Genomic DNA, 19868 nt, shown 5'->3' with positions numbered 1-19868 from the left:
ATGGCGCGGAATCAGCTGTTTCCTAAAATCCCCCGCTGGCCGGTCAGGCCGGAGCCTGCGCGTGGGTACCGTTCAGGCGGCAGAAAAGAGAACCCCCGCCGAAGCGGGGGTCTCCTGTATCGGCGCTGGCCAGGCACTTACAGTGCGCTGCCACCGAACTTGTGGGTGTACTGCAGGTTGATCGTGCGGCCGACGCTGTCGAACCAGGACACGTCGTAGTACGGGTAAGCGGTGTAGGTACGGTCCTTCGGCGGCATCTTGTTGAACACGTTGACCACCGACAGCGACAGGCGCGAGTGGTCGTCGACGCGGTACTGCAGCGAGGCGTTGTAGCGATAGGTCGCCTTCACGTACGGGCTGTCGCCGCTGTCCCAGTCGAACACCTGGTCGTAGCTGTCCGAGGTCGGCAGCTTGCCCAGGCGCGAGCCGTACACCGTTGCCGACCACGCATCCTTCTCCCAGGTCACGCTCAGGCTGGTCTTGGTGCGCGGAATGTCGAAGCCACTGTTGACCGCGAACTGGTCTTCGGTGCGGTCGCCGGGGTAGCGCTGGAAATCATGCTTCTTCACCCAGGTGTGCGTGCCGTTGAAGATGAAATCGCCGATGCCCGTCTGCAGGCGATAACGCAGGCCGGCGTCGATGCCGGAGGTGGATTCGCGGGCGACGTTGATCGGCTCCACGCGCACGCCATACAGGCGTCCGTCGTTGCTGCGGGTGATGCGGGCGAGCGCGTCCACGCAGGTCGGCGAATTGATGTCGGCGCTGCCCAGGCGGCAGTTTGCTTCGTTGGCCAGGAGCGTGCGCACGTCCATGTCCTGCACCTGGTTGCGCATATCGATGTCAAACCAGTCCACCGACAGGTCCAGGCCGATCGCCGGTGACCAGACAAAGCCGGCGCTCCACGAGGTGCTGGTTTCCGGGTCGAGCTGGCGGTTGCCGGTGCGGCTGCGGATCAGGTTGCGCTCGTAATCGGAACAGTCGCTGGCCTCCTCGAGGCGGCAGGTGTACAGATCCTCGGCGCTGGTCTCGTCGTTGCCCGGTCCGGCAAACACATAGTGCAGGTCCGGTGCACGGAATGCGGTGCCGTAGGAGCCGCGCACCAGCAGGGTATCGATCGGGCGCCATTCCAGGCCGCCGCTCCAGGTCTCCTTGCCGATGCTGTGTCCGGAATAGCGGTACTGGTCGTAGCGGCCCGCCACGCTCAGGTTGACCGTGTCGTGCAGCGGCATGCGCAGCTCCGCAGCCGTCGCCCAGCGGTTGCGCGAACCCTTGCCGTCCGAATCCTTCCAGCTGTAGTAGTAGTACCCGGTCGCCAGCGGATCGGGGTTCAGAGAATAGGCCTGCTGGCCCACTTCCACGGTCGCGGCAAACCCGGCATCGCCACCGGGCAGTGCGAACAGTGCTGCGTTGGTCAGGGTGAAGGCGGCGGTTTCCGTGCGCGACTTCGGAGTGTAGGTGGTACGCGCGGCGATCGAGTCGTACTCGGCGCGGGTCAGTGGACGGTACAGGCGTGACGGATCGGCGTTGTAGACCGGGAAACCGTCGTCATCCACGCCCAGCTGCGGGCCGAGGAACAGGTCATTGGCCTTGGCGGCAATGATCTGTGCCCAGCTGATGCGCGACTGGTACTGCGAATGGCTCAACGCCGCTTCGTAATCCCAGTTGCCAATCAGGTTGCCCTTGAAGCCGGTGGTCACGCTGAAGGTCTTCTGAGTGCTGCGCACCATGGCGTTGCGCAGGCCGCCCATTTCCTCGGGCGAGAACTGTCGCTGCCAGAACTCGATCTCGCCAGTGGCTTCGTTGTTGAAGTAGCCCGACTCATCACCGTTGGCATCCATGCGGCCCCACTGGGTGACGTCGCGCATCAGCGACATCGTGTGGTAGCCGAGCTGCACGTCGGCGAACCACTGCTGGCCATTGTCGAAGTCGTAGCTCAGCGACGCGTAGCCGTTGGCGCCGCGGCGCTTGCTGAGGATGGTGCCGTAGCCGATCGAGCTGTCGCTGCCGCAGTAGTAGCCGTACTTCGGGCGGTAGGCACGATAGGTGCTGCCCTGGTTCTGGCCGGACAGCGCTTCGCAGGTGGCGGCGCCCGGGTCCAGGTAGTCATCGTTGTAGTCGGTGCGCAGATAGGCACGGCGCGCGATGCGCGAACCCTCGGTGGGGCCATCCCGGGTCGAGTCCTGGATGTCACGGTCATAGGCCCACAGCGGGGTCTGCGACTGCAGCTCGACGCTGTACACGGCGTTGAAGTTGCCACGGCTGAAACCGCTGGCCAGGCTCATGTCGAACGACTCGCCGCCGCCTTCGCTGGAGGTGCCCATGCGCATGTCGATCGTGGTGCCGTCGGCCTTCTTCTTCAGGATGAAGTTGACCACGCCGGCGATCGCGTCCGAGCCGTAGATGGCCGAGGCGCTGCCGGTCAGTACTTCGATGCGCTCGATCATGCCCAGTGGGATGTTGGAGACATCGGTGAAGTTGCTGCGGCCCTTGAACGGCATCGGGAAATCGGCAATACGCCGACCATTGACCAGCACCAGCGTGTGGTTCGGGCCCAGGCCGCGCAGGTCCACCTGCTGGGCGCCCGGCGAGAAGTCGGCGCCACTGGAAGACTGCTGGCTCTGCGTCTCACCGCCGTTCTGGGTCATTGCACGCAGCACGTCCGGCACGGTGGTGAAGCCACTGGAGCGGATCTGCTCGGCATTGATCACCGTGATCGGAGCGGGGCCTTCCACCTGGGCGCGCGGAATGCGCGAGCCGGTGACCTGCACCGCGTCCAGTTGTTGCACCGAAGAGGAAGCCGGTGCCTGGGCCGCCGCGGAAGCAGCCACGCCCATCAACGCCAGCTGGATCGACCACGCCATCGCCTGTCTACGCATGAGGAATTCTCGGAAATGAAGCCGGCCCGCAGAGGAGGGGCCCTGTCCCCCATTCAGACTTCCGGAATGGGCGCGCGCATTTAACGCCTTTTTCATGTCCTTGACTACTGGGCCCCTATCTGGCAAAGAGTGAAAACGCTTGCAAGTCGATTTTGTTCAGGGAGATCAAGATGCGACGCCTCGACCGGATCCTGCCTGGCCCCTTCGCCTGGCTGGCGCTGCTGGTGCTGGCCTGGCCATTGGCCACGCCCGCGCAGGACCTGCAGGGCCCCGGCTTCGCCTATTACGAAATCGGCGATCTGGAATCCCCGCGTCCCGGTCCGCGCGCGCCCGCCATGATGCTGATGGGCGGTGGCGAGTGGGTGCCGGAGGCCTTCCAGTGGTGGCTGAAGCAGGCCGGCAATGGCCGTGTGCTGATTCTGCGCGCCTCCGGTGGCGACGAACTGCAGGACCGCCTGTACCGCGAGATCGGCGGCACTACCGCAGTGCAGACCCTGGTCTTCGACAGCCGCCGCGGTGCCGATGATCCGGCGGTGCTGCGCGTGGTCGCGGCGGCCGATGCCATCTTCATTGCCGGCGGCGACCAGTCCCGCTATATCCGCTTCTGGAAGGGCACCGCACTCAACCGTGCACTCAACGCCCATGTGCGCGCCGGCAAGCCGATTGCCGGTACCAGCGCTGGCCTGGCCATCCTCGGCGGCTATGCCTATGGCGCCATGGATGGCGGCAGCATCACCTCGGCCGGTGCGCTGGCCGACCCGATGGGCAGTGCCGTGACCCTGGACAGCGGCTTCCTGCAGATGCCCTACCTGCAGCGCGTGGTCACCGACACCCATTTCGACAAGCGTGACCGGCTCGGTCGCCTGATCGTGTTCGTGGCACGTGCCGCCCAGGACAGCGGCGACCCTGACATCGTCGGCATCGGCGTCGATGAGGACACCGCCCTGTGCGTTGAGCCCGATGGCCGGGCCCAGGTCTACAGCGCAGATGGCGAAGGCAAGGTCTGGGTGGTCAGCCCCGGCCGCGACGCCGACCGCCTGGTGGAGGGCGAGCCGCTGCGCTTCCATGCGGTGCCGGTGACGGTGGTCGCCAGCGGCAGCCGCATGCGGCTGGATTATTTCCAGGCCGAGGCCGATTACCAGGCCGTGGCCGACGTCAGCGACGGCGAGATTGAGTTCACGCTTCGGTAGTACCGGCCGCTGGCCGGCAACCCACCTTCCTGATGCGACCGGTGCCGGCCAGCGGCCGGCACTGCCGGTGCAATCCATTCACTACACCTGCTGGAGATGTACCCGATGAAACTGCGCCTGGTGCTGTCCGCGCTGCTGTCCCTGCCGTTGCTTGCCCAGGCCGCCCCGGCCGCCTCGCCGTTGCTGGTCATCCACGGCGGCGCCGGTGTCGAGCGCAAGGACCTGTCGCCGGCTGAAGAGAAGGCTGCGCGCGACGCGTTGCGCGCGGCGCTGCTGAAGGGCCATGCCGAACTGGCGGCCGGTCGCCCGGCGCTTGCAGCCGTCACTGCGGCAATCACCGTGCTGGAGGACGATCCGACCTTCAACGCCGGCAAGGGCGCGGTGTTCACCCATGACGGCCACAACGAACTGGATGCCGCAGTGATGGATGGCGCCACCCTGGCTGCAGGTGCGGTGGCCGGCGTGCAGCGGGTGCGCAACCCGATCCTGCTGGCCCAGGCCGTGATGCAGAAGTCCAGGCACGTGATGATGGTCGGGCAGGGTGCCGAGGCATTCGCGGTGGAGCAGGGCATCGGCCTTGTCGATCCATCCTACTTCCGTACCGACAAGCGCTGGCAGCAACTGCAGCGCGCATTGAAGGAAGAGGCCAGTGGCCAGGCGCACGCCGACCTGGAGACCGCAAGGCACTTCGGCACGGTGGGCGCGGTTGCCTTGGATGCGCAGGGGCAGCTTGCCGCCGGCACCTCCACCGGTGGCATGACCAACAAGCGCTATGGCCGTGTGGGTGATTCGCCGATCATCGGCGCCGGTACCTGGGCCGACGCGGGCTGCGCGGTATCGGGCACCGGCTGGGGCGAGTACTACATCCGGACTGCGGCCGCGCACGAGATCTGTGCGCGCATGCGCTACCAGCGGCAGACGCCGGAGCAGGCCGGCAGGGGCGTGATCAACGAGATGATTCCGAAGATGGGCGGCGACGGCGGCGCGATCGTGCTTGCCGCAGACGGAAAAATGGCCATGCCGTTCAACACCCGGGGCATGTATCGGGGCTGGATCGGCGCCGATGGCGTCCCCCATGTCGCAATTTTCGCCAGCGAGACCCTGTCGGTCCCTGGGCAATAACCTTGCGTATCAATGGGTTTGCGACAACGTGTGAAAAAGATGGAAAAAAGCGTTGACAGCCCCCCGCCTGATCAGCAGAATAAGCGGCTCACCACCACACACCGCAACGCTTCGGCGGCAACGGGTTGGGGTGGTAAGGAGGGATACCCAAGCGGCCAACGGGGGCAGACTGTAAATCTGCTGGCTTACGCCTTCGGTGGTTCGAATCCACCTCCCTCCACCAGTTTCACGTTGTGACATTCCCGGCGCGGGAGTAGTTCAATGGTAGAACCTCAGCCTTCCAAGCTGATGGTGCGGGTTCGATTCCCGTCTCCCGCTCCATTGAATGAACTTTGAATATTATCGAGTTCATGTCATAATGCAAAACTCGGCTCACGTAGCTCAGTCGGTAGAGCACTTCCTTGGTAAGGAAGAGGTCGAAGGTTCGATTCCTTTCGTGAGCACCATCTTAAGCATCACCTCTCAGACGAATTCGAGATAAGCAGCCATGGCCAAGGGTAAGTTCGAGCGCACCAAGCCGCACGTCAACGTCGGCACCATCGGTCACGTCGACCACGGCAAGACCACGCTGACCGCCGCACTGACCAAGATCGGTGCCGAGCGCTTCGGTGGCGAGTTCAAGGACTACTCCTCGATCGACGCCGCGCCGGAAGAAAAGGCGCGTGGCATCACGATCTCGACCGCGCACGTCGAATACGAATCCCCGACCCGTCACTACGCCCACGTTGACTGCCCGGGCCACGCTGACTACGTCAAGAACATGATCACCGGTGCCGCCCAGATGGACGGCGCGATCCTGGTGTGCTCGGCCGCTGACGGCCCGATGCCGCAGACCCGTGAGCACATCCTGCTGTCGCGCCAGGTCGGCGTGCCGTACATCGTCGTGTTCCTGAACAAGGCCGACATGGTGGACGACGCCGAGCTGCTCGAGCTGGTCGAGATGGAAGTGCGCGAGCTGCTGAGCAAGTACGAGTTCCCGGGCGACGACACCCCGATCATCGCCGGTTCGGCCCGTCTGGCGCTGGAAGGCGACCAGAGCGAGATCGGCGTGCCGGCCATCCTGAAGCTGGTCGACGCGCTGGACAGCTGGATTCCGGAGCCGGAGCGTGCGATCGACAAGCCGTTCCTGATGCCGGTGGAAGACGTGTTCTCGATCTCGGGCCGCGGCACCGTGGTGACCGGTCGTATCGAGCGCGGCGTGATCAAGGTTGGCGACGAAATCGAAATCGTCGGCATCCGTCCGGTGCAGAAGACCACCGTGACCGGCGTTGAAATGTTCCGCAAGCTGCTGGACCAGGGTCAGGCAGGCGACAACGCTGGCCTGCTGCTGCGCGGCACCAAGCGTGACGACGTCGAGCGTGGCCAGGTGCTGGCCAAGCCGGGCACGATCAAGCCGCACACCAAGTTCGAAGGCGAAGTGTACGTGCTGTCGAAGGACGAGGGCGGCCGCCACACCCCGTTCTTCAACGGCTACCGTCCGCAGTTCTACTTCCGCACCACCGACATCACCGGCGCCGCCAAGCTGCCGGAAGGCGTCGAAATGGTGATGCCGGGTGACAACGTCAAGATGGAAGTCACCCTGATCAACCCGGTGGCCATGGACGAAGGTCTGCGCTTCGCCATCCGCGAAGGCGGCCGTACCGTCGGCGCCGGCGTGGTCTCGAAGATCATCGAGTAAGCCTGCAGTACCGGTGGTTGCATAGCGCCGCCGGTTACGCGAATGGCGGGCCGGGAACCTCGGTCCGCCTTCGCCGTCTAAGGGAAGGCAAGTTTTCAACGTACGCCAGTAGCTCAATTGGCAGAGCAGCGGTCTCCAAAACCGCAGGTTGGGGGTTCGAGTCCCTCCTGGCGTGCCATCTGCCCACCTTATCCAGCGGCCTGGGCCGCTAAAGCAGACACAGCCGGATGAATAGCAAGATCGAACACTCCAAGGACAACTCCGCCAACGGTGGAGATATCGTCAAGTATGTCGCCGCATCGCTGCTGGTGCTGGCCGGTCTGTTCGTCTGGTTCTGGTTCTCCGCGGACTCCGGTCGCGCCGCCCAGCTGGGTGCGTGGGCGGGTCAGTTGCGTGCATTGGCGGTCGTGGTCGGTCTGGTTGGCGGTATCGGCGTGTTCATGCTGACCGGCAAGGGGCGCGACACCCGCGAATTCCTCTCCGAGTCGCGCTTCGAACTGCGCAAGGTGGTCTGGCCGACGCGCCAGGAAGCCGTCCGCATGACCTGGGTCGTGATCGTCGTGGTGCTCATCCTCAGCCTGCTGCTGGGTGGCTTCGACTTCCTGATCCAGAAACTGACTCAGTGGTTCCTGAGCCGCTAAGGAGAATTGCATGAAGCGTTGGTACGTCGTTCACGCCTATTCGGGCTTCGAGAAGTCGGTGGCGCAGGCTCTGCGCGATCGCATCGTCCGTGATAGCATGGAAGAGCGCTTCGGCGACGTCCTGGTCCCGACCGAGGAAGTGGTCGAGATGCGCGCCGGCCAGAAGCGCCGTTCCGAGCGCAAGTTCTTCCCGGGTTACGTGCTGGTCCAGATCGAGACCCACGAGGAAGCCGGCATTCCGCGCATCGACAACGAAAGCTGGCATCTGGTCAAGGAAACCCCGCGGGTCATGGGCTTCATCGGCGGCACCGCTGATCGCCCGCTGCCGATCGCCGATTCCGAGGCCGAGGCCATCCTGAATCGCGTTCAGGAGGGTGTCGAGAAGCCGCGTCCGAAGGTGCTGTTCGAGCCGGGCCAGATGGTTCGCGTCACCGACGGTCCGTTCAACGATTTCAATGGCGTCGTCGAAGAAGTCAACTACGAGAAGAGCCGTCTGCGCGTCTCGGTGCTGATCTTCGGTCGTGCCACTCCGGTCGAGCTCGAGTTCGGCCAGGTCGAAAAGGCCGTCTGACCTGTGCTGTCGAGTCGAGCCATGCTCGGCTCCGGGGTATGGATGGTGCGGTAGTCGGGCAAGGCTCGACTCTCCAAAGGGAACCGGGCCTGGCCCGGTTCCGTTCGTTTACCTGCTGCTTCAGGCATGTGAAGAAAAAACCTGTTATAGTGCGCGGCTCCCCGCTGGGAAAGCCAGCAGGACGAGGCCGCCGCAAGGTGGCCTTCAGCATGATTTCAAAACGCGATGCCGGGACGCGTGATTCCCGGTCCGATGGGGAGCCTGTTGTCGAAAGGCGCTAGCACCCGGAGAGCACTCACATGGCAAAGAAAGTTGTCGGTTACATCAAGCTGCAGGTGAAGGCCGGTCAGGCCAACCCCTCGCCGCCGGTCGGTCCTGCGCTGGGTCAGCGTGGCCTGAACATCATGGAATTCTGCAAGGCGTTCAACGCTGCCACGCAGAAGCTCGAGCCGGGTCTGCCGGTTCCGGTGATCATCACGGCCTACTCGGACCGTACGTTCACCTTCATCACCAAGAGCACCCCGGCTACCACCCTGCTGAAGAAGGCCGCTGGCATCTCGTCGGGCTCCAAGCGCCCGAACACCGAGAAGGTCGGCAAGGTCACCCGTAAGCAGCTGGAAGAGATCGCCAAGGCGAAGGAACCGGATCTGACTGCCGCCGACCTGGACGCCGCCGTGCGTACCATCGCTGGCTCTGCCCGTTCCATGGGCCTCGTGGTGGAGGGTTAATAAGATGGCACAGACCAAGCGTGAGAAGGCCATCAAGGCCGCCGTCGTTCCGGGCAAGGCATACGCCTTCGAGGACGCGATCAACATCCTGAAGACCGCCACCAAGGCCAAGTTCGTCGAGTCGATCGACGTCGCCGTGCGCCTGGGCGTCGATGCGAAGAAGTCCGACCAGCAGGTCCGTGGCTCCACCGTGCTGCCGGCCGGTACCGGCAAGTCGGTCCGCGTCGCCGTGTTCGCTCCGGCCGGTGCCAAGGCTGACGAAGCCCTGGCTGCTGGCGCCGACGCCGTCGGTATGGATGACCTGGCCGAGAAGATGCAGGCCGGCGATCTGAACTACGATGTCGTCATCGCGACCCCGGACGCCATGCGCGTCGTCGGTAAGCTGGGCACCGTGCTGGGCCCGCGCGGCCTGATGCCGAACCCGAAGGTCGGCACCGTTTCCCCGAACCCGGGTGAAGCCGTGAAGAACGCCAAGTCGGGTCAGGTCCGTTACCGCACCGACAAGGCCGGCATCATCCACTGCACCATCGGCAAGGCCGACTTCGCCGAAGACGCGCTGAAGTCGAACCTGACCGCGCTGCTGCTGGACCTGATCAAGGCCAAGCCGGCCACCTCGAAGGGCACCTACCTGCAGAAGGTTTCGGTCAGCTCGACGATGGGCCCGGGCGTCACCGTCGACCAGTCGTCGCTGACCCTGAAGTAATTGTTTCAAGCGGTCACGGTGCCCCGGGTGCCGTGACCGTGACATTTGAAGGCATCGCTGGCAGTGCATCGCCCGCGGTAGCCGTCAAAGACCGCAGGCGCGGTCGTGGCAATACCGGCGACGGGCATGGAAGCTCGATCTGGCAAGGAGTCGCCGCCGGAGCAGTCAGGAGCGCTTAATCGATTCCCCGGAATCACCCTGCGTAGATGGTGCCCTTCTGGAGTTTTTCTGGTTCACGCACGTCTGGGTTTCCCAGGTTGGCCCACTCCAGGTCTAGAACGGCCCACCCCCGGAACATCATCCCGATGTTCCCGGCGTCCAGGATGGATGCCGCACAGGACCGCACACGGCAGGAGCCGTAAGCGGAGTTCAATAGGAGGAGTGCAATGGCTCTCAATCTGTCCCAGAAGCAAGAAGTAGTCGCCGAGCTGGCAGACGTCGCCGCCAAGGCCCACTCCTTGATCGCAGCCGAATACGCTGGCACCACGGTCGCCCAGATGACCGCGATGCGCAAGCAGGCTCGTGAAACCGGTGTTTTCTTGAAGGTTGTCAAGAACACCCTGGCTTCGCGCGCCGTTGAAGGCACCGAGTTCGCAGTCGCCCAGGACCAGATGGTTGGTCCGCTGCTGTACGCGTTCTCGCTCGAGGAGCCCGGCGCTGCCGGTCGCCTGATCAAGGAAGCCGCCAAGGGCAACGACAAGCTGAAGGCTAAGGTCGTCGCCATCGGTGGTGAAGTGTTCCCGGCGAGCCACGTCGACGTGCTGGCATCGCTGCCGACCCGCGACCAGGCCCTGGCCATGCTGGCCCGCGTCCTGACCGAGCCGGTCACGATGTTTGCCCGCGCCATCAAGGCCGTTGGCGAGAAGCAGGGGGGTGGCGATGTCGCCGCTGACGCTGCCGAGCCGGCCGCCGAGACCGCCTGAGTTTCGACTTACCGTGGTTCCTGACGGAACCTCAATCCAGAAAATCATCCAAAGGTATTAATCATGTCCCTTACCAACGAACAGATCGTCGACGCCATCGCCGAGAAGTCCCTGATGGAAGTGATGGAGCTGGTCAAGGCCATCGAAGAGAAGTTCGGCGTCTCCGCCGCTGCTCCGGTTGCCGTGGCTGCTGCCGCTGGCCCGGCTGCTGCTGTTGAAGAGCAGACCGAATTCGTCGTCACCCTGAAGACTGCCGGCGAGAAGAAGGTCGAAGTCATCAAGGCCGTCCGCGCCATCACCGGCCTGGGCCTGAAGGAAGCGAAGGACCTGGCCGAAGCCGGCGGCGTCCTGAAGGACAACGCTTCGAAGGAAGAAGCCGAGAAGATGAAGAAGGACCTGGAAGCTGCTGGCGCGACTGTCGAAGTCAAGTAAGCAGTTACCTTGCATCGTCACCGATTCGCGGCGATGCAGCCAAGGCTGGGGGCGTAAGCCCCCGGCCTTTGGTCGTTGTTGCGGTGTTGTAGATCCGCGCCATGCGTGGATGTGAAAAAAAAAGCAGGAAAAAGCCCAACACGGGCTGCAGTCAAACCCCGGCAGGCCAGCGCCGAGCGCGGCAGCGGGGGAGTGGTAGCAGACGAGTTGGCAGTTGGAAGTAGCGGGAGAAGGCGTGCTGGTGCCGGCAATACCAGCGACTTCCAACTGACAATTTCAAGTTCCCTTCGGATCGTGGGCGCACGATCCGCACAACAAGGTGGAAGACCTCATGACGTCCTATTCGTTCACCGAAAAAAAGCGTATCCGCAAGGATTTCGGCAAGCAGCGCTCGATTCTCGAAGTGCCGTTCCTGCTCGCCATCCAGGTGGATTCCTATCGTGAATTCCTGCAGGAGAACGTCGATCCGGCCAAGCGCACGGACCACGGCCTGCACGCTGCGCTGAAGTCGGTCTTCCCGATCGCCAGCTACAGCGGCAACGCTGCCCTGGAATACGTCGGCTACAAGCTGGGCGAACCGGTCTTCGACGAGCGTGAGTGCCGCCAGCGCGGCATGAGCTACGGCGCCCCGCTGCGCGTGACCGTGCGCCTGGTGATCTACGACCGTGAGTCGTCGACCAAGGCCATCAAGTACGTGAAGGAGCAGGAGGTCTATCTGGGCGAAATCCCGCTGATGACCGAGAACGGCACCTTCATCGTCAACGGCACCGAGCGCGTCATCGTCTCCCAGCTGCACCGCTCGCCGGGCGTGTTCTTCGACCACGACCGTGGCAAGACCCACAGCTCGGGCAAGCTGCTGTACAGCGCCCGCATCATTCCCTACCGCGGCTCCTGGCTGGACTTCGAGTTCGACCCGAAGGACGCGCTGTTCACCCGTATCGACCGCCGCCGCAAGCTGCCGGTGTCGATCCTGCTGCGCGCGCTCGGCTACAGCAACGAAGAGATGCTGGCCGAGTTCTTCGAGATCAACACCTTCCACATCAACCCGGATGAAGGCGTCCAGCTGGAGCTGGTGCCGGAGCGCCTGCGTGGCGAGACCCTGGGCTTCGACCTCGCCGACGGCGACAAGGTCATCGTGGAAGCCGGCAAGCGCATCACCGCGCGTCACATCAAGCAGCTGGAAGCCTCGGGCATTGCCGCCCTGGCCGTGCCGGACGACTACATCGTCGGCCGCATCCTGTCGCACGACGTGGTCGATGCCTCGACCGGCGAACTGCTGGCCCAGGCCAACGACGAGATCACGGACGAGCAGCTGCAGGCCTTCCGCAAGGCCGGTGTGGATGCCGTGGGCACCCTGTGGGTGAACGACCTGGATCGTGGCCCGTACCTGTCCAACACCCTGCGTATCGACCCGACCAAGACCCAGCTGGAAGCCCTGGTCGAGATCTACCGCATGATGCGTCCGGGCGAGCCGCCGACCAAGGATGCCGCGCAGAACCTGTTCCACAACCTGTTCTTCACCTTCGAGCGCTACGACCTGTCCGCGGTCGGCCGCATGAAGTTCAACCGTCGCGTGGGCCGCAAGGAAACCACTGGCGAAGCCGTGCTGTACGACAGCAAGTACTTCGGCGAGCGCAACGACGAAGAGTCCAAGCGCCTGGTCGCTGCCCACGGCGAAAGCTCCGACATCCTGGACGTGATCAAGGTCCTGACCGAGATCCGCAACGGTCGCGGCGTGGTCGACGACATCGATCACCTGGGCAACCGTCGCGTGCGTTCGGTCGGCGAAATGGCCGAGAACGTGTTCCGCGTCGGCCTGGTCCGCGTCGAGCGTGCGGTCAAGGAGCGCCTGTCGATGGCCGAGTCGGAAGGCCTGACCCCGCAGGAACTGATCAACGCCAAGCCGGTCGCCGCTGCCATCAAGGAGTTCTTCGGCTCCTCGCAGCTGTCGCAGTTCATGGACCAGAACAACCCGCTGTCGGAAGTGACCCACAAGCGTCGCGTCTCGGCCCTGGGCCCGGGCGGCCTGACCCGTGAGCGCGCCGGCTTCGAAGTGCGCGACGTGCACCCGACCCATTACGGCCGCGTCTGCACCATCGAAACCCCGGAAGGCCCGAACATCGGCCTGATCAACTCGCTGGCCGTGTACGCCCGCACCAACAAGTACGGTTTCCTCGAGACCCCGTACCGCAAGGTCGTGGACGGCAAGGTCTATGACGAAGTCGAGTTCCTGTCGGCCATTGAAGAGAACGAGTACGTCATTGCGCAGGCCAACGCGCTGACCGACGCCAAGGGCACCCTGACCGAGCAGTTCGTTCCGTGCCGCTTCCAGGGCGAATCGCTGCTGAAGCCGCCGGCGGAAGTCCACTTCATGGACGTTTCGCCGATGCAGACCGTCTCTATCGCGGCCGCGCTGGTTCCGTTCCTGGAGCACGATGACGCGAACCGCGCACTGATGGGCGCCAACATGCAGCGTCAGGCCGTGCCGACCCTGCGTTCGCAGAAGCCGCTGGTCGGCACCGGCATCGAGCGCGCCGTGGCGCGTGACTCGGGTGTGACCGTGAACGCCCGTCGTGGTGGTGAGATCGTGCAGATCGACGCGGCCCGCATCGTGGTCAAGGTCAACGAGGAAGAGATCGTTGGCGCCACCGACGCCGGCGTGGACATCTACAACCTGGTCAAGTACACCCGGTCGAACCAGAACACCTGCATCAACCAGCGTCCGCTGGTCCAGGTGGGTGACGTCATCGCCCGCGGCGACGTGCTGGCCGACGGTCCGTCCACCGACATCGGCGAGCTGGCCCTGGGCCAGAACATGCTGATCGCGTTCATGCCGTGGAACGGCTACAACTTCGAAGACTCCATCCTGCTCTCCGAGCGCGTGGTGGAAGAGGATCGCTACACCACGATCCACATCGAAGAGCTGACCTGCGTCGCGCGTGACACCAAGCTGGGGCCGGAGGAAATCTCCGCCGACATCCCGAACGTCTCCGAGCAGGCGCTGAACCGCCTGGACGAGAGCGGCGTGGTGTACATCGGTGCAGAAGTGCGCGCTGGCGACATCCTGGTCGGCAAGGTCACCCCGAAGGGCGAAAGCCAGCTGACCCCGGAAGAGAAGCTGCTGCGCGCGATCTTCGGCGAGAAGGCTTCGGACGTTAAGGACAGCTCGCTGCGCGTTCCGCCGGGCATGGACGGCACCGTCATCGACGTGCAGGTCTTCACCCGCGACGGCATCGAGAAGGACAAGCGCGCGCGCCAGATCGAAGAGTCCGAAATCAAGCGCGTCAAGAAGGACTTCGATGACCAGTTCCGCATCCTGGAAGCGGCCATCTACATGCGTCTGCGTTCGCAGATCGTGGGCAAGGTGGTCAATGGTGGTGCTGGCCTGAAGAAGGGTGACGTGATCACCGACGCCTTCCTCGACGGCCTGAAGAAGTCTGACTGGTTCGCCCTGCGCATGAAGGACGAGGACGCCTCGGAAGCCATCGAGCGCGCCCAGAAGCAGATCCAGGCGCACGAGAAGGAATTCGAGCGTCGCTTCGCCGACAAGCGCGGCAAGATCACCGCGGGCGACGACCTCGCCCCAGGCGTGCTGAAGATGGTCAAGGTGTTCCTGGCGGTGAAGCGCCGCATCCAGCCGGGTGACAAGATGGCAGGCCGCCACGGCAACAAGGGTGTGGTGTCCAACGTGGTGCCGGTCGAGGACATGCCGTACATGGCCTCGGGCGAGACCGTGGACATCGTGCTGAACCCGCTGGGCGTGCCGTCGCGTATGAACATCGGCCAGATCCTGGAAGTGCACCTGGGCTGGGCCGCCAAGGGTCTGGGTCGCAAGATCCAGGCGATGCTGGAAGCCCAGGCGGCGGTCGCCGACCTGCGCAAGTTCCTGGACGACATCTACAACCACGACGACACCAACGTGGCCAACCGTGTCGACCTGTCGCAGTTCAGCGACGAGGAGCTGCTGCGCCTGGCCCGCAACCTGACCGACGGCGTGCCGATGGCCACCCCGGTGTTCGACGGCGCCACCGAAGCGGAAATCAAGCGCATGCTGGAACTGGCCGACCTGCCGAGCAGTGGCCAGACCCAGCTGTACGACGGCCGCACCGGTGAAGCCTTCGACCGCCATACCACCGTCGGTTACATGCACTACCTGAAGCTGAACCACCTGGTCGACGACAAGATGCACGCCCGTTCGACCGGTCCGTACTCGCTCGTCACCCAGCAGCCGCTGGGCGGCAAGGCGCAGTTCGGCGGCCAGCGCTTCGGTGAAATGGAAGTCTGGGCGCTGGAAGCCTACGGCGCGGCCTACACCCTGCAGGAAATGCTGACGGTGAAGTCCGATGACGTGCAGGGCCGCAACCAGATGTACAAGAACATCGTCGACGGCGAGCACGAGATGGTCGCCGGCATGCCGGAATCCTTCAACGTGCTCGTGAAGGAAATCCGCTCGCTGGCCATCAACATGGAACTGGAAGACAACTGATCCATGCCGGCGCGGCGGTCCGCCGCCGCGCCGCTGGCAGTGAACTGAAAGCCCATCGACACAGCATTCCTCCTTCTGGAGAACACCATGAAAGACCTGCTCAACCTCTTCAACCAGCAGCGCCAGACGCTGGACTTCGACGCGATCAAGATCGCGCTGGCCTCGCCGGACCTGATCCGTTCGTGGTCCTTCGGCGAAGTGAAGAAGCCGGAAACCATCAACTACCGTACCTTCAAGCCGGAACGCGACGGCCTGTTCTGCGCCGCCATCTTCGGCCCGGTGAAGGACTACGAGTGCCTGTGCGGCAAGTACAAGCGCATGAAGCACCGCGGCGTGGTCTGCGAAAAGTGCGGTACCGAAGTGACCCTGGCCAAGGTGCGCCGCGAGCGCATGGGCCACATCGACCTGGCCTCGCCGGTCGCGCACATCTGGTTCCTCAAGTCGCTGCCGTCGCGCATCGGCCTGATGCTGGACATGACCCTGCGCGACATCGAGCGCGTGCTGTACTTCGAAGCGTACGTGGTGACCGAGCCGGGCCTGACCGCCCTGGAGCGCCGCCAGCTGCTGACCGAGGAACAGTACCTGCAGGCGCGCCAGGAACACGGTGACGACTTCGACGCCGCCATGGGCGCCGAGGCCGTCTACGAACTGCTGCGCACGATCGACCTGCAGTCCGAGATGACCCGCCTGCGCGAGGAAATCGCCGCTACCGGTTCGGAAACCAAGCTCAAGCGCCTCACCAAGCGCATCAAGCTGATCGAAGCCTTCCTGGAATCGGGCAACCGTCCGGAATGGATGGTCATGACCGTGCTGCCGGTGCTGCCGCCGGACCTGCGTCCGCTGGTCCCGCTGGATGGCGGCCGCTTCGCGACCTCCGACCTGAACGACCTGTACCGCCGCGTCATCAACCGCAACAACCGCCTGCGCCGCCTGCTCGAACTGAGCGCGCCGGACATCATCGTGCGCAATGAAAAGCGCATGCTGCAGGAATCGGTCGATGCACTGCTGGACAACGGCCGCCGCGGTCGTGCCATCACCGGCACCAACAAGCGCCCGCTGAAGTCGCTGGCCGACATGATCAAGGGCAAGCAGGGCCGCTTCCGCCAGAACCTGCTCGGCAAGCGCGTCGACTACTCGGGCCGTTCGGTCATCGTGGTCGGCCCGTACCTGCGCCTGCACCAGTGCGGCCTGCCGAAGAAGATGGCGCTTGAGCTGTTCAAGCCGTTCGTCTTCGCCAAGCTGCAGCGTCGTGGCCTGGCCACCACCATCAAGGCTGCCAAGAAGCTGGTCGAGCGCGAAGAAGCCGAAGTCTGGGACATCCTGGAAGAGGTCATCCGCGAGCATCCGGTGATGCTGAACCGTGCGCCGACCCTGCACCGCCTGGGCATCCAGGCGTTCGAGCCGGTACTGATCGAGGGCAAGGCCATCCAGCTGCACCCGCTGGTCTGCACCGCGTTCAACGCCGACTTCGACGGTGACCAGATGGCCGTCCACGTGCCGCTCTCGCTGGAAGCCCAGCTGGAAGCGCGTGCGCTGATGATGTCGACCAACAACATCCTGTCGCCGGCCAACGGCGAGCCGATCATCGTGCCGTCGCAGGACGTCGTGCTGGGTCTGTACTACATGACCCGCTCGCTGGAGAACAAGAAGGGCGAGGGCATGGCCTTCGCCAACATCGCCGAAGTCAAGCGCGCCTACGACAACCGCGTGGTGGAACTGCACGCCAAGGTCAAGGTCCGCATCACCGAGGTGGTGACCGACGAAGACGGCAACAAGCAGAACAAGACCTCGATCGTGGACACCACGATCGGTCGCGCCCTGCTGGCTGAAATCCTGCCGGAAGGCCTGCCGTTCGCGCTGGCCAATGTCGAGCTGACCAAGAAGAACATCAGCCGCCTGATCAACTCCAGCTACCGCCAGCTCGGCCTGAAGGACACGGTCGTGTTCGCCGACAAGCTGATGTACACCGGCTTCGCCTATGCGACCCGCGCCGGCGTCTCGATCGGCATCGACGACATGCTGATCCCGGACGAGAAGAAGGGCATCCTCACCGAGGCCGAAGCCGAAGTGCTGGAAATCCAGGAGCAGTACCAGTCGGGCCTGGTCACCGCCGGCGAGCGCTACAACAAGGTGGTCGACATCTGGTCGCGCACCAACGAGCGCATCGCCAAGGCGATGATGGACACCATCGGTACCGAGAAGGTCGTCAATGCCAAGGGCGAGACCATCGACCAGAAGTCGATGAACTCGCTGTACATCATGGCCGACTCCGGTGCGCGTGGTTCGCAGGCGCAGATCCGTCAGCTGGCCGGCATGCGTGGCCTGATGGCCCGCCCGGACGGCTCGATCATCGAGACGCCCATCAAGGCGAACTTCCGCGAAGGCCTGAACGTGCAGGAGTACTTCAACTCCACCCACGGTGCCCGTAAGGGTCTGGCCGATACCGCGCTGAAGACCGCGAACTCGGGTTACCTGACCCGTCGCCTGGTCGACGTGGCGCAGGACGTGGTGATCACCGAAGTGGATTGCGGTACCACCGAAGGCCTGATCATGACCCCGATCGTGGAAGGCGGCGACGTGGTCGAGCCGCTGAAGGATCGCGTGCTGGGCCGCGTGGTTGCCGAGGACGTGTTCCTGCCGGGCAACGACGAAGATCCGATCGTCACCCGCAACACCCTGCTGGACGAAGCCTGGGTTGCCAAGCTGGAAGATGCCGGCGTGCAGACCATCAAGGTCCGCTCGACCATCTCCTGTGAATCGGCCTTCGGTGTCTGCTCGCGCTGCTACGGCCGCGACCTGGCGCGTGGCCACCTGGTCAACATCGGTGAAGCGGTCGGCGTCATCGCCGCCCAGTCCATCGGTGAGCCGGGTACCCAGCTGACCATGCGTACGTTCCACATCGGTGGTGCGGCGTCGCGAGCTGCTGCGGTCGACAACATCACCGTCAAGACCACCGGCTCGGTCAAGTTCAGCAACCTCAAGTCCGTGGAGCACGCCAACGGCTCGCTGGTGGCGGTGTCGCGCTCGGGCGAAATCTCGGTGCTCGATGCGCACGGCCGTGAGCGTGAGCGTTACAAGCTGCCGTACGGTGCGACCATCACGTCCAAGGACGGTGATGCGATCAAGGCTGGCCAGACCGTGGCCAACTGGGATCCGCATAACCACCCGATCGTGTCGGAAGTGGCCGGCTTCATCCGCTTCATCGACTTCGTCGACGGCGTCACCGTCATCGAGAAGACCGACGAGCTGACCGGCCTGGCCTCGCGCGAAATCACCGATCCGAAGCGTCGTGGTACCCAGGCCAAGGACCTGCGCCCGATCGTGCGCATCGTCGACGCCAAGGGCAACGACCTGTCGATCCCGGGCACCGACCTGCCGGCGCAGTACCTGCTGCCGCCGCGTTCGATCGTCAACCTGCAGGACGGCGCCCCGGTGGGCGTGGGCGACGTCGTCGCCAAGATCCCGCAGGAAGCGTCGAAGACCCGCGACATCACCGGTGGTCTGCCGCGCGTGGCCGACCTGTTCGAAGCGCGCAAGCCGAAGGATCCGGCGGTGCTGGCCGAGCGTTCGGGCATCATCAGCTTCGGCAAGGACACCAAGGGCAAGCAGCGCCTGATCATCAAGGACACTGATGGTTCGGAGCACGAAGAGCTGATCCCGAAGTACCGCCAGGTCATCGTGTTCGAAGGCGAGCATGTCACCAAGGGTGAAACCATCGTGGACGGCGAGCCGAGCCCGCAGGACATCCTGCGCCTGCTGGGTGTCGAGCCGCTGGCTGCCTACCTGGTCAAGGAAATCCAGGACGTGTACCGCCTGCAGGGCGTGAAGATCAACGACAAGCACATCGAGGTGATCACCCGCCAGATGCTGCGCAAGGTCGAGATCACCGACCAGGGCAGCAGCAAGTTCCTGAACGGCGAACAGGTGGAGCGCCAGCGCGTTATCGAGGAGAATGCGCGCCTGTCGACCCGCAACGAACTGCCGGCGCGCTTCGATCCGGTTCTGCTGGGTATCACCAAGGCCTCGCTGGCGACCGAATCGTTCATCTCGGCGGCCTCCTTCCAGGAGACCACCCGAGTGCTGACCGAGGCTGCCGTCCGCGGTACCAAGGACAACCTGCGTGGCCTGAAGGAAAACGTCATCGTCGGCCGCCTGATTCCGGCCGGTACCGGCCTGTCCTACCACAGCAGCCGCCGTCGCGGCGCTTCCGGTCTCACCGACTCGGAAATGCAGACCCTGGCCGGCACCCCGGCTGCGGTCGAGTCCCCGGTGGTTGAAGCCGAAGCTGAACAGGCCTCGGGCGAAGAATGAGGTATCCGGTCCGGCCGCAAGGCCGGACCACCCCGTCGGTCCATCGATGGGATTGGGAAAGGGCAGGGGAGATCGTCCGCGATCGACCCAGCCAACCTGAACGGGGTACATGGAGGCCCCCCAGTAACGTCCCGGGATCAGGGACGGGCTTGACAGGAGGCGTTTGACTGCTTTCCTTGCAGGTTGCTACAATCGTCTGTCTCAGCA

Annotated in this window: 12 protein-coding genes and 4 tRNA genes; 15 read left to right on the top strand and 1 reads right to left on the bottom strand. The window is 64.2% G+C overall.

Features of this window, described 5'->3' with window-relative positions; all coding sequences use genetic code 11:
* Positions 1-137: 137 nt before the first annotated feature.
* The gene (locus N5E02_RS03805) at positions 138-2876 is read right to left on the bottom strand and encodes a TonB-dependent receptor (RefSeq protein ID WP_279945841.1); all 2739 of its coding nucleotides are present in this window, start codon (positions 2874-2876) and stop codon (positions 138-140) included.
* 170 nt (positions 2877-3046) lie between these two features.
* Here N5E02_RS03805 and N5E02_RS03800 point away from each other — a divergent pair, with 170 nt between their 5' ends.
* The 15 genes from N5E02_RS03800 (at position 3047) to rpoC (ending at position 19661) form a co-directional block, all read left to right on the top strand.
* Positions 3047-4066, top strand: coding sequence for a cyanophycinase (locus N5E02_RS03800; RefSeq protein WP_279945840.1), 1020 nt, complete (start codon positions 3047-3049; stop codon positions 4064-4066).
* Positions 4067-4171: 105 nt separating this feature from the next.
* Positions 4172-5188: an isoaspartyl peptidase/L-asparaginase gene (locus tag N5E02_RS03795; RefSeq protein ID WP_139726761.1), complete on the top strand. Its 1017-nt coding sequence runs from the start codon at positions 4172-4174 to the stop codon at positions 5186-5188.
* A gap of 137 nt (positions 5189-5325) precedes the next feature.
* Positions 5326-5411 (top strand) — tRNA-Tyr (locus tag N5E02_RS03790).
* Positions 5412-5435: 24 nt separating this feature from the next.
* Positions 5436-5509 (top strand) — tRNA-Gly (locus N5E02_RS03785).
* 49 nt (positions 5510-5558) lie between these two features.
* A tRNA-Thr gene (locus tag N5E02_RS03780) sits at positions 5559-5634 on the top strand.
* 41 nt (positions 5635-5675) lie between these two features.
* A complete protein-coding gene (tuf, locus tag N5E02_RS03775; RefSeq protein WP_188247895.1) occupies positions 5676-6866 on the top strand; it encodes an elongation factor Tu in 1191 nt (396 codons plus the stop codon).
* A gap of 102 nt (positions 6867-6968) precedes the next feature.
* Positions 6969-7044 (top strand) — tRNA-Trp (locus tag N5E02_RS03770).
* A gap of 49 nt (positions 7045-7093) precedes the next feature.
* On the top strand, positions 7094-7507 hold the full coding sequence (gene secE, locus N5E02_RS03765) for a preprotein translocase subunit SecE (RefSeq protein WP_004145202.1): 414 nt from the start codon (positions 7094-7096) through the stop codon (positions 7505-7507).
* A gap of 10 nt (positions 7508-7517) precedes the next feature.
* Entirely contained in the window at positions 7518-8078 is a 561-nt protein-coding gene (nusG, locus tag N5E02_RS03760; RefSeq protein ID WP_279945839.1) for a transcription termination/antitermination protein NusG, read from the top strand.
* Positions 8079-8377: 299 nt separating this feature from the next.
* Positions 8378-8806: a 50S ribosomal protein L11 gene (gene rplK / locus N5E02_RS03755; RefSeq protein WP_004145248.1), complete on the top strand. Its 429-nt coding sequence runs from the start codon at positions 8378-8380 to the stop codon at positions 8804-8806.
* Positions 8807-8810: 4 nt separating this feature from the next.
* Positions 8811-9509, top strand: a complete 699-nt coding sequence (gene rplA / locus N5E02_RS03750) for a 50S ribosomal protein L1 (protein WP_005415407.1) — start codon at positions 8811-8813, stop codon at positions 9507-9509.
* Positions 9510-9895: 386 nt separating this feature from the next.
* The gene (gene rplJ / locus N5E02_RS03745; protein WP_005408203.1) at positions 9896-10432 is read left to right on the top strand and encodes a 50S ribosomal protein L10; all 537 of its coding nucleotides are present in this window, start codon (positions 9896-9898) and stop codon (positions 10430-10432) included.
* 63 nt (positions 10433-10495) lie between these two features.
* Positions 10496-10864, top strand: a complete 369-nt coding sequence (gene rplL / locus N5E02_RS03740) for a 50S ribosomal protein L7/L12 (RefSeq protein WP_005415408.1) — start codon at positions 10496-10498, stop codon at positions 10862-10864.
* Positions 10865-11195: 331 nt separating this feature from the next.
* The gene (gene rpoB / locus N5E02_RS03735; RefSeq protein WP_005415409.1) at positions 11196-15350 is read left to right on the top strand and encodes a DNA-directed RNA polymerase subunit beta; all 4155 of its coding nucleotides are present in this window, start codon (positions 11196-11198) and stop codon (positions 15348-15350) included.
* Positions 15351-15437: 87 nt separating this feature from the next.
* Complete coding sequence (gene rpoC / locus N5E02_RS03730; protein WP_061480645.1) at positions 15438-19661, top strand: DNA-directed RNA polymerase subunit beta'; 4224 nt, start codon at positions 15438-15440, stop codon at positions 19659-19661.
* The last annotated feature ends 207 nt before the right edge of the window (positions 19662-19868 follow it).

Origin of the sequence: Stenotrophomonas sp. GD03777 (assembly GCF_029842485.1) — a bacterium.
Taxonomy (GTDB): domain Bacteria; phylum Pseudomonadota; class Gammaproteobacteria; order Xanthomonadales; family Xanthomonadaceae; genus Stenotrophomonas; species Stenotrophomonas sepilia.
Note: the sequence above shows the minus strand (reverse complement) of the source record. Positions and strands in the feature narration are given on the sequence as shown.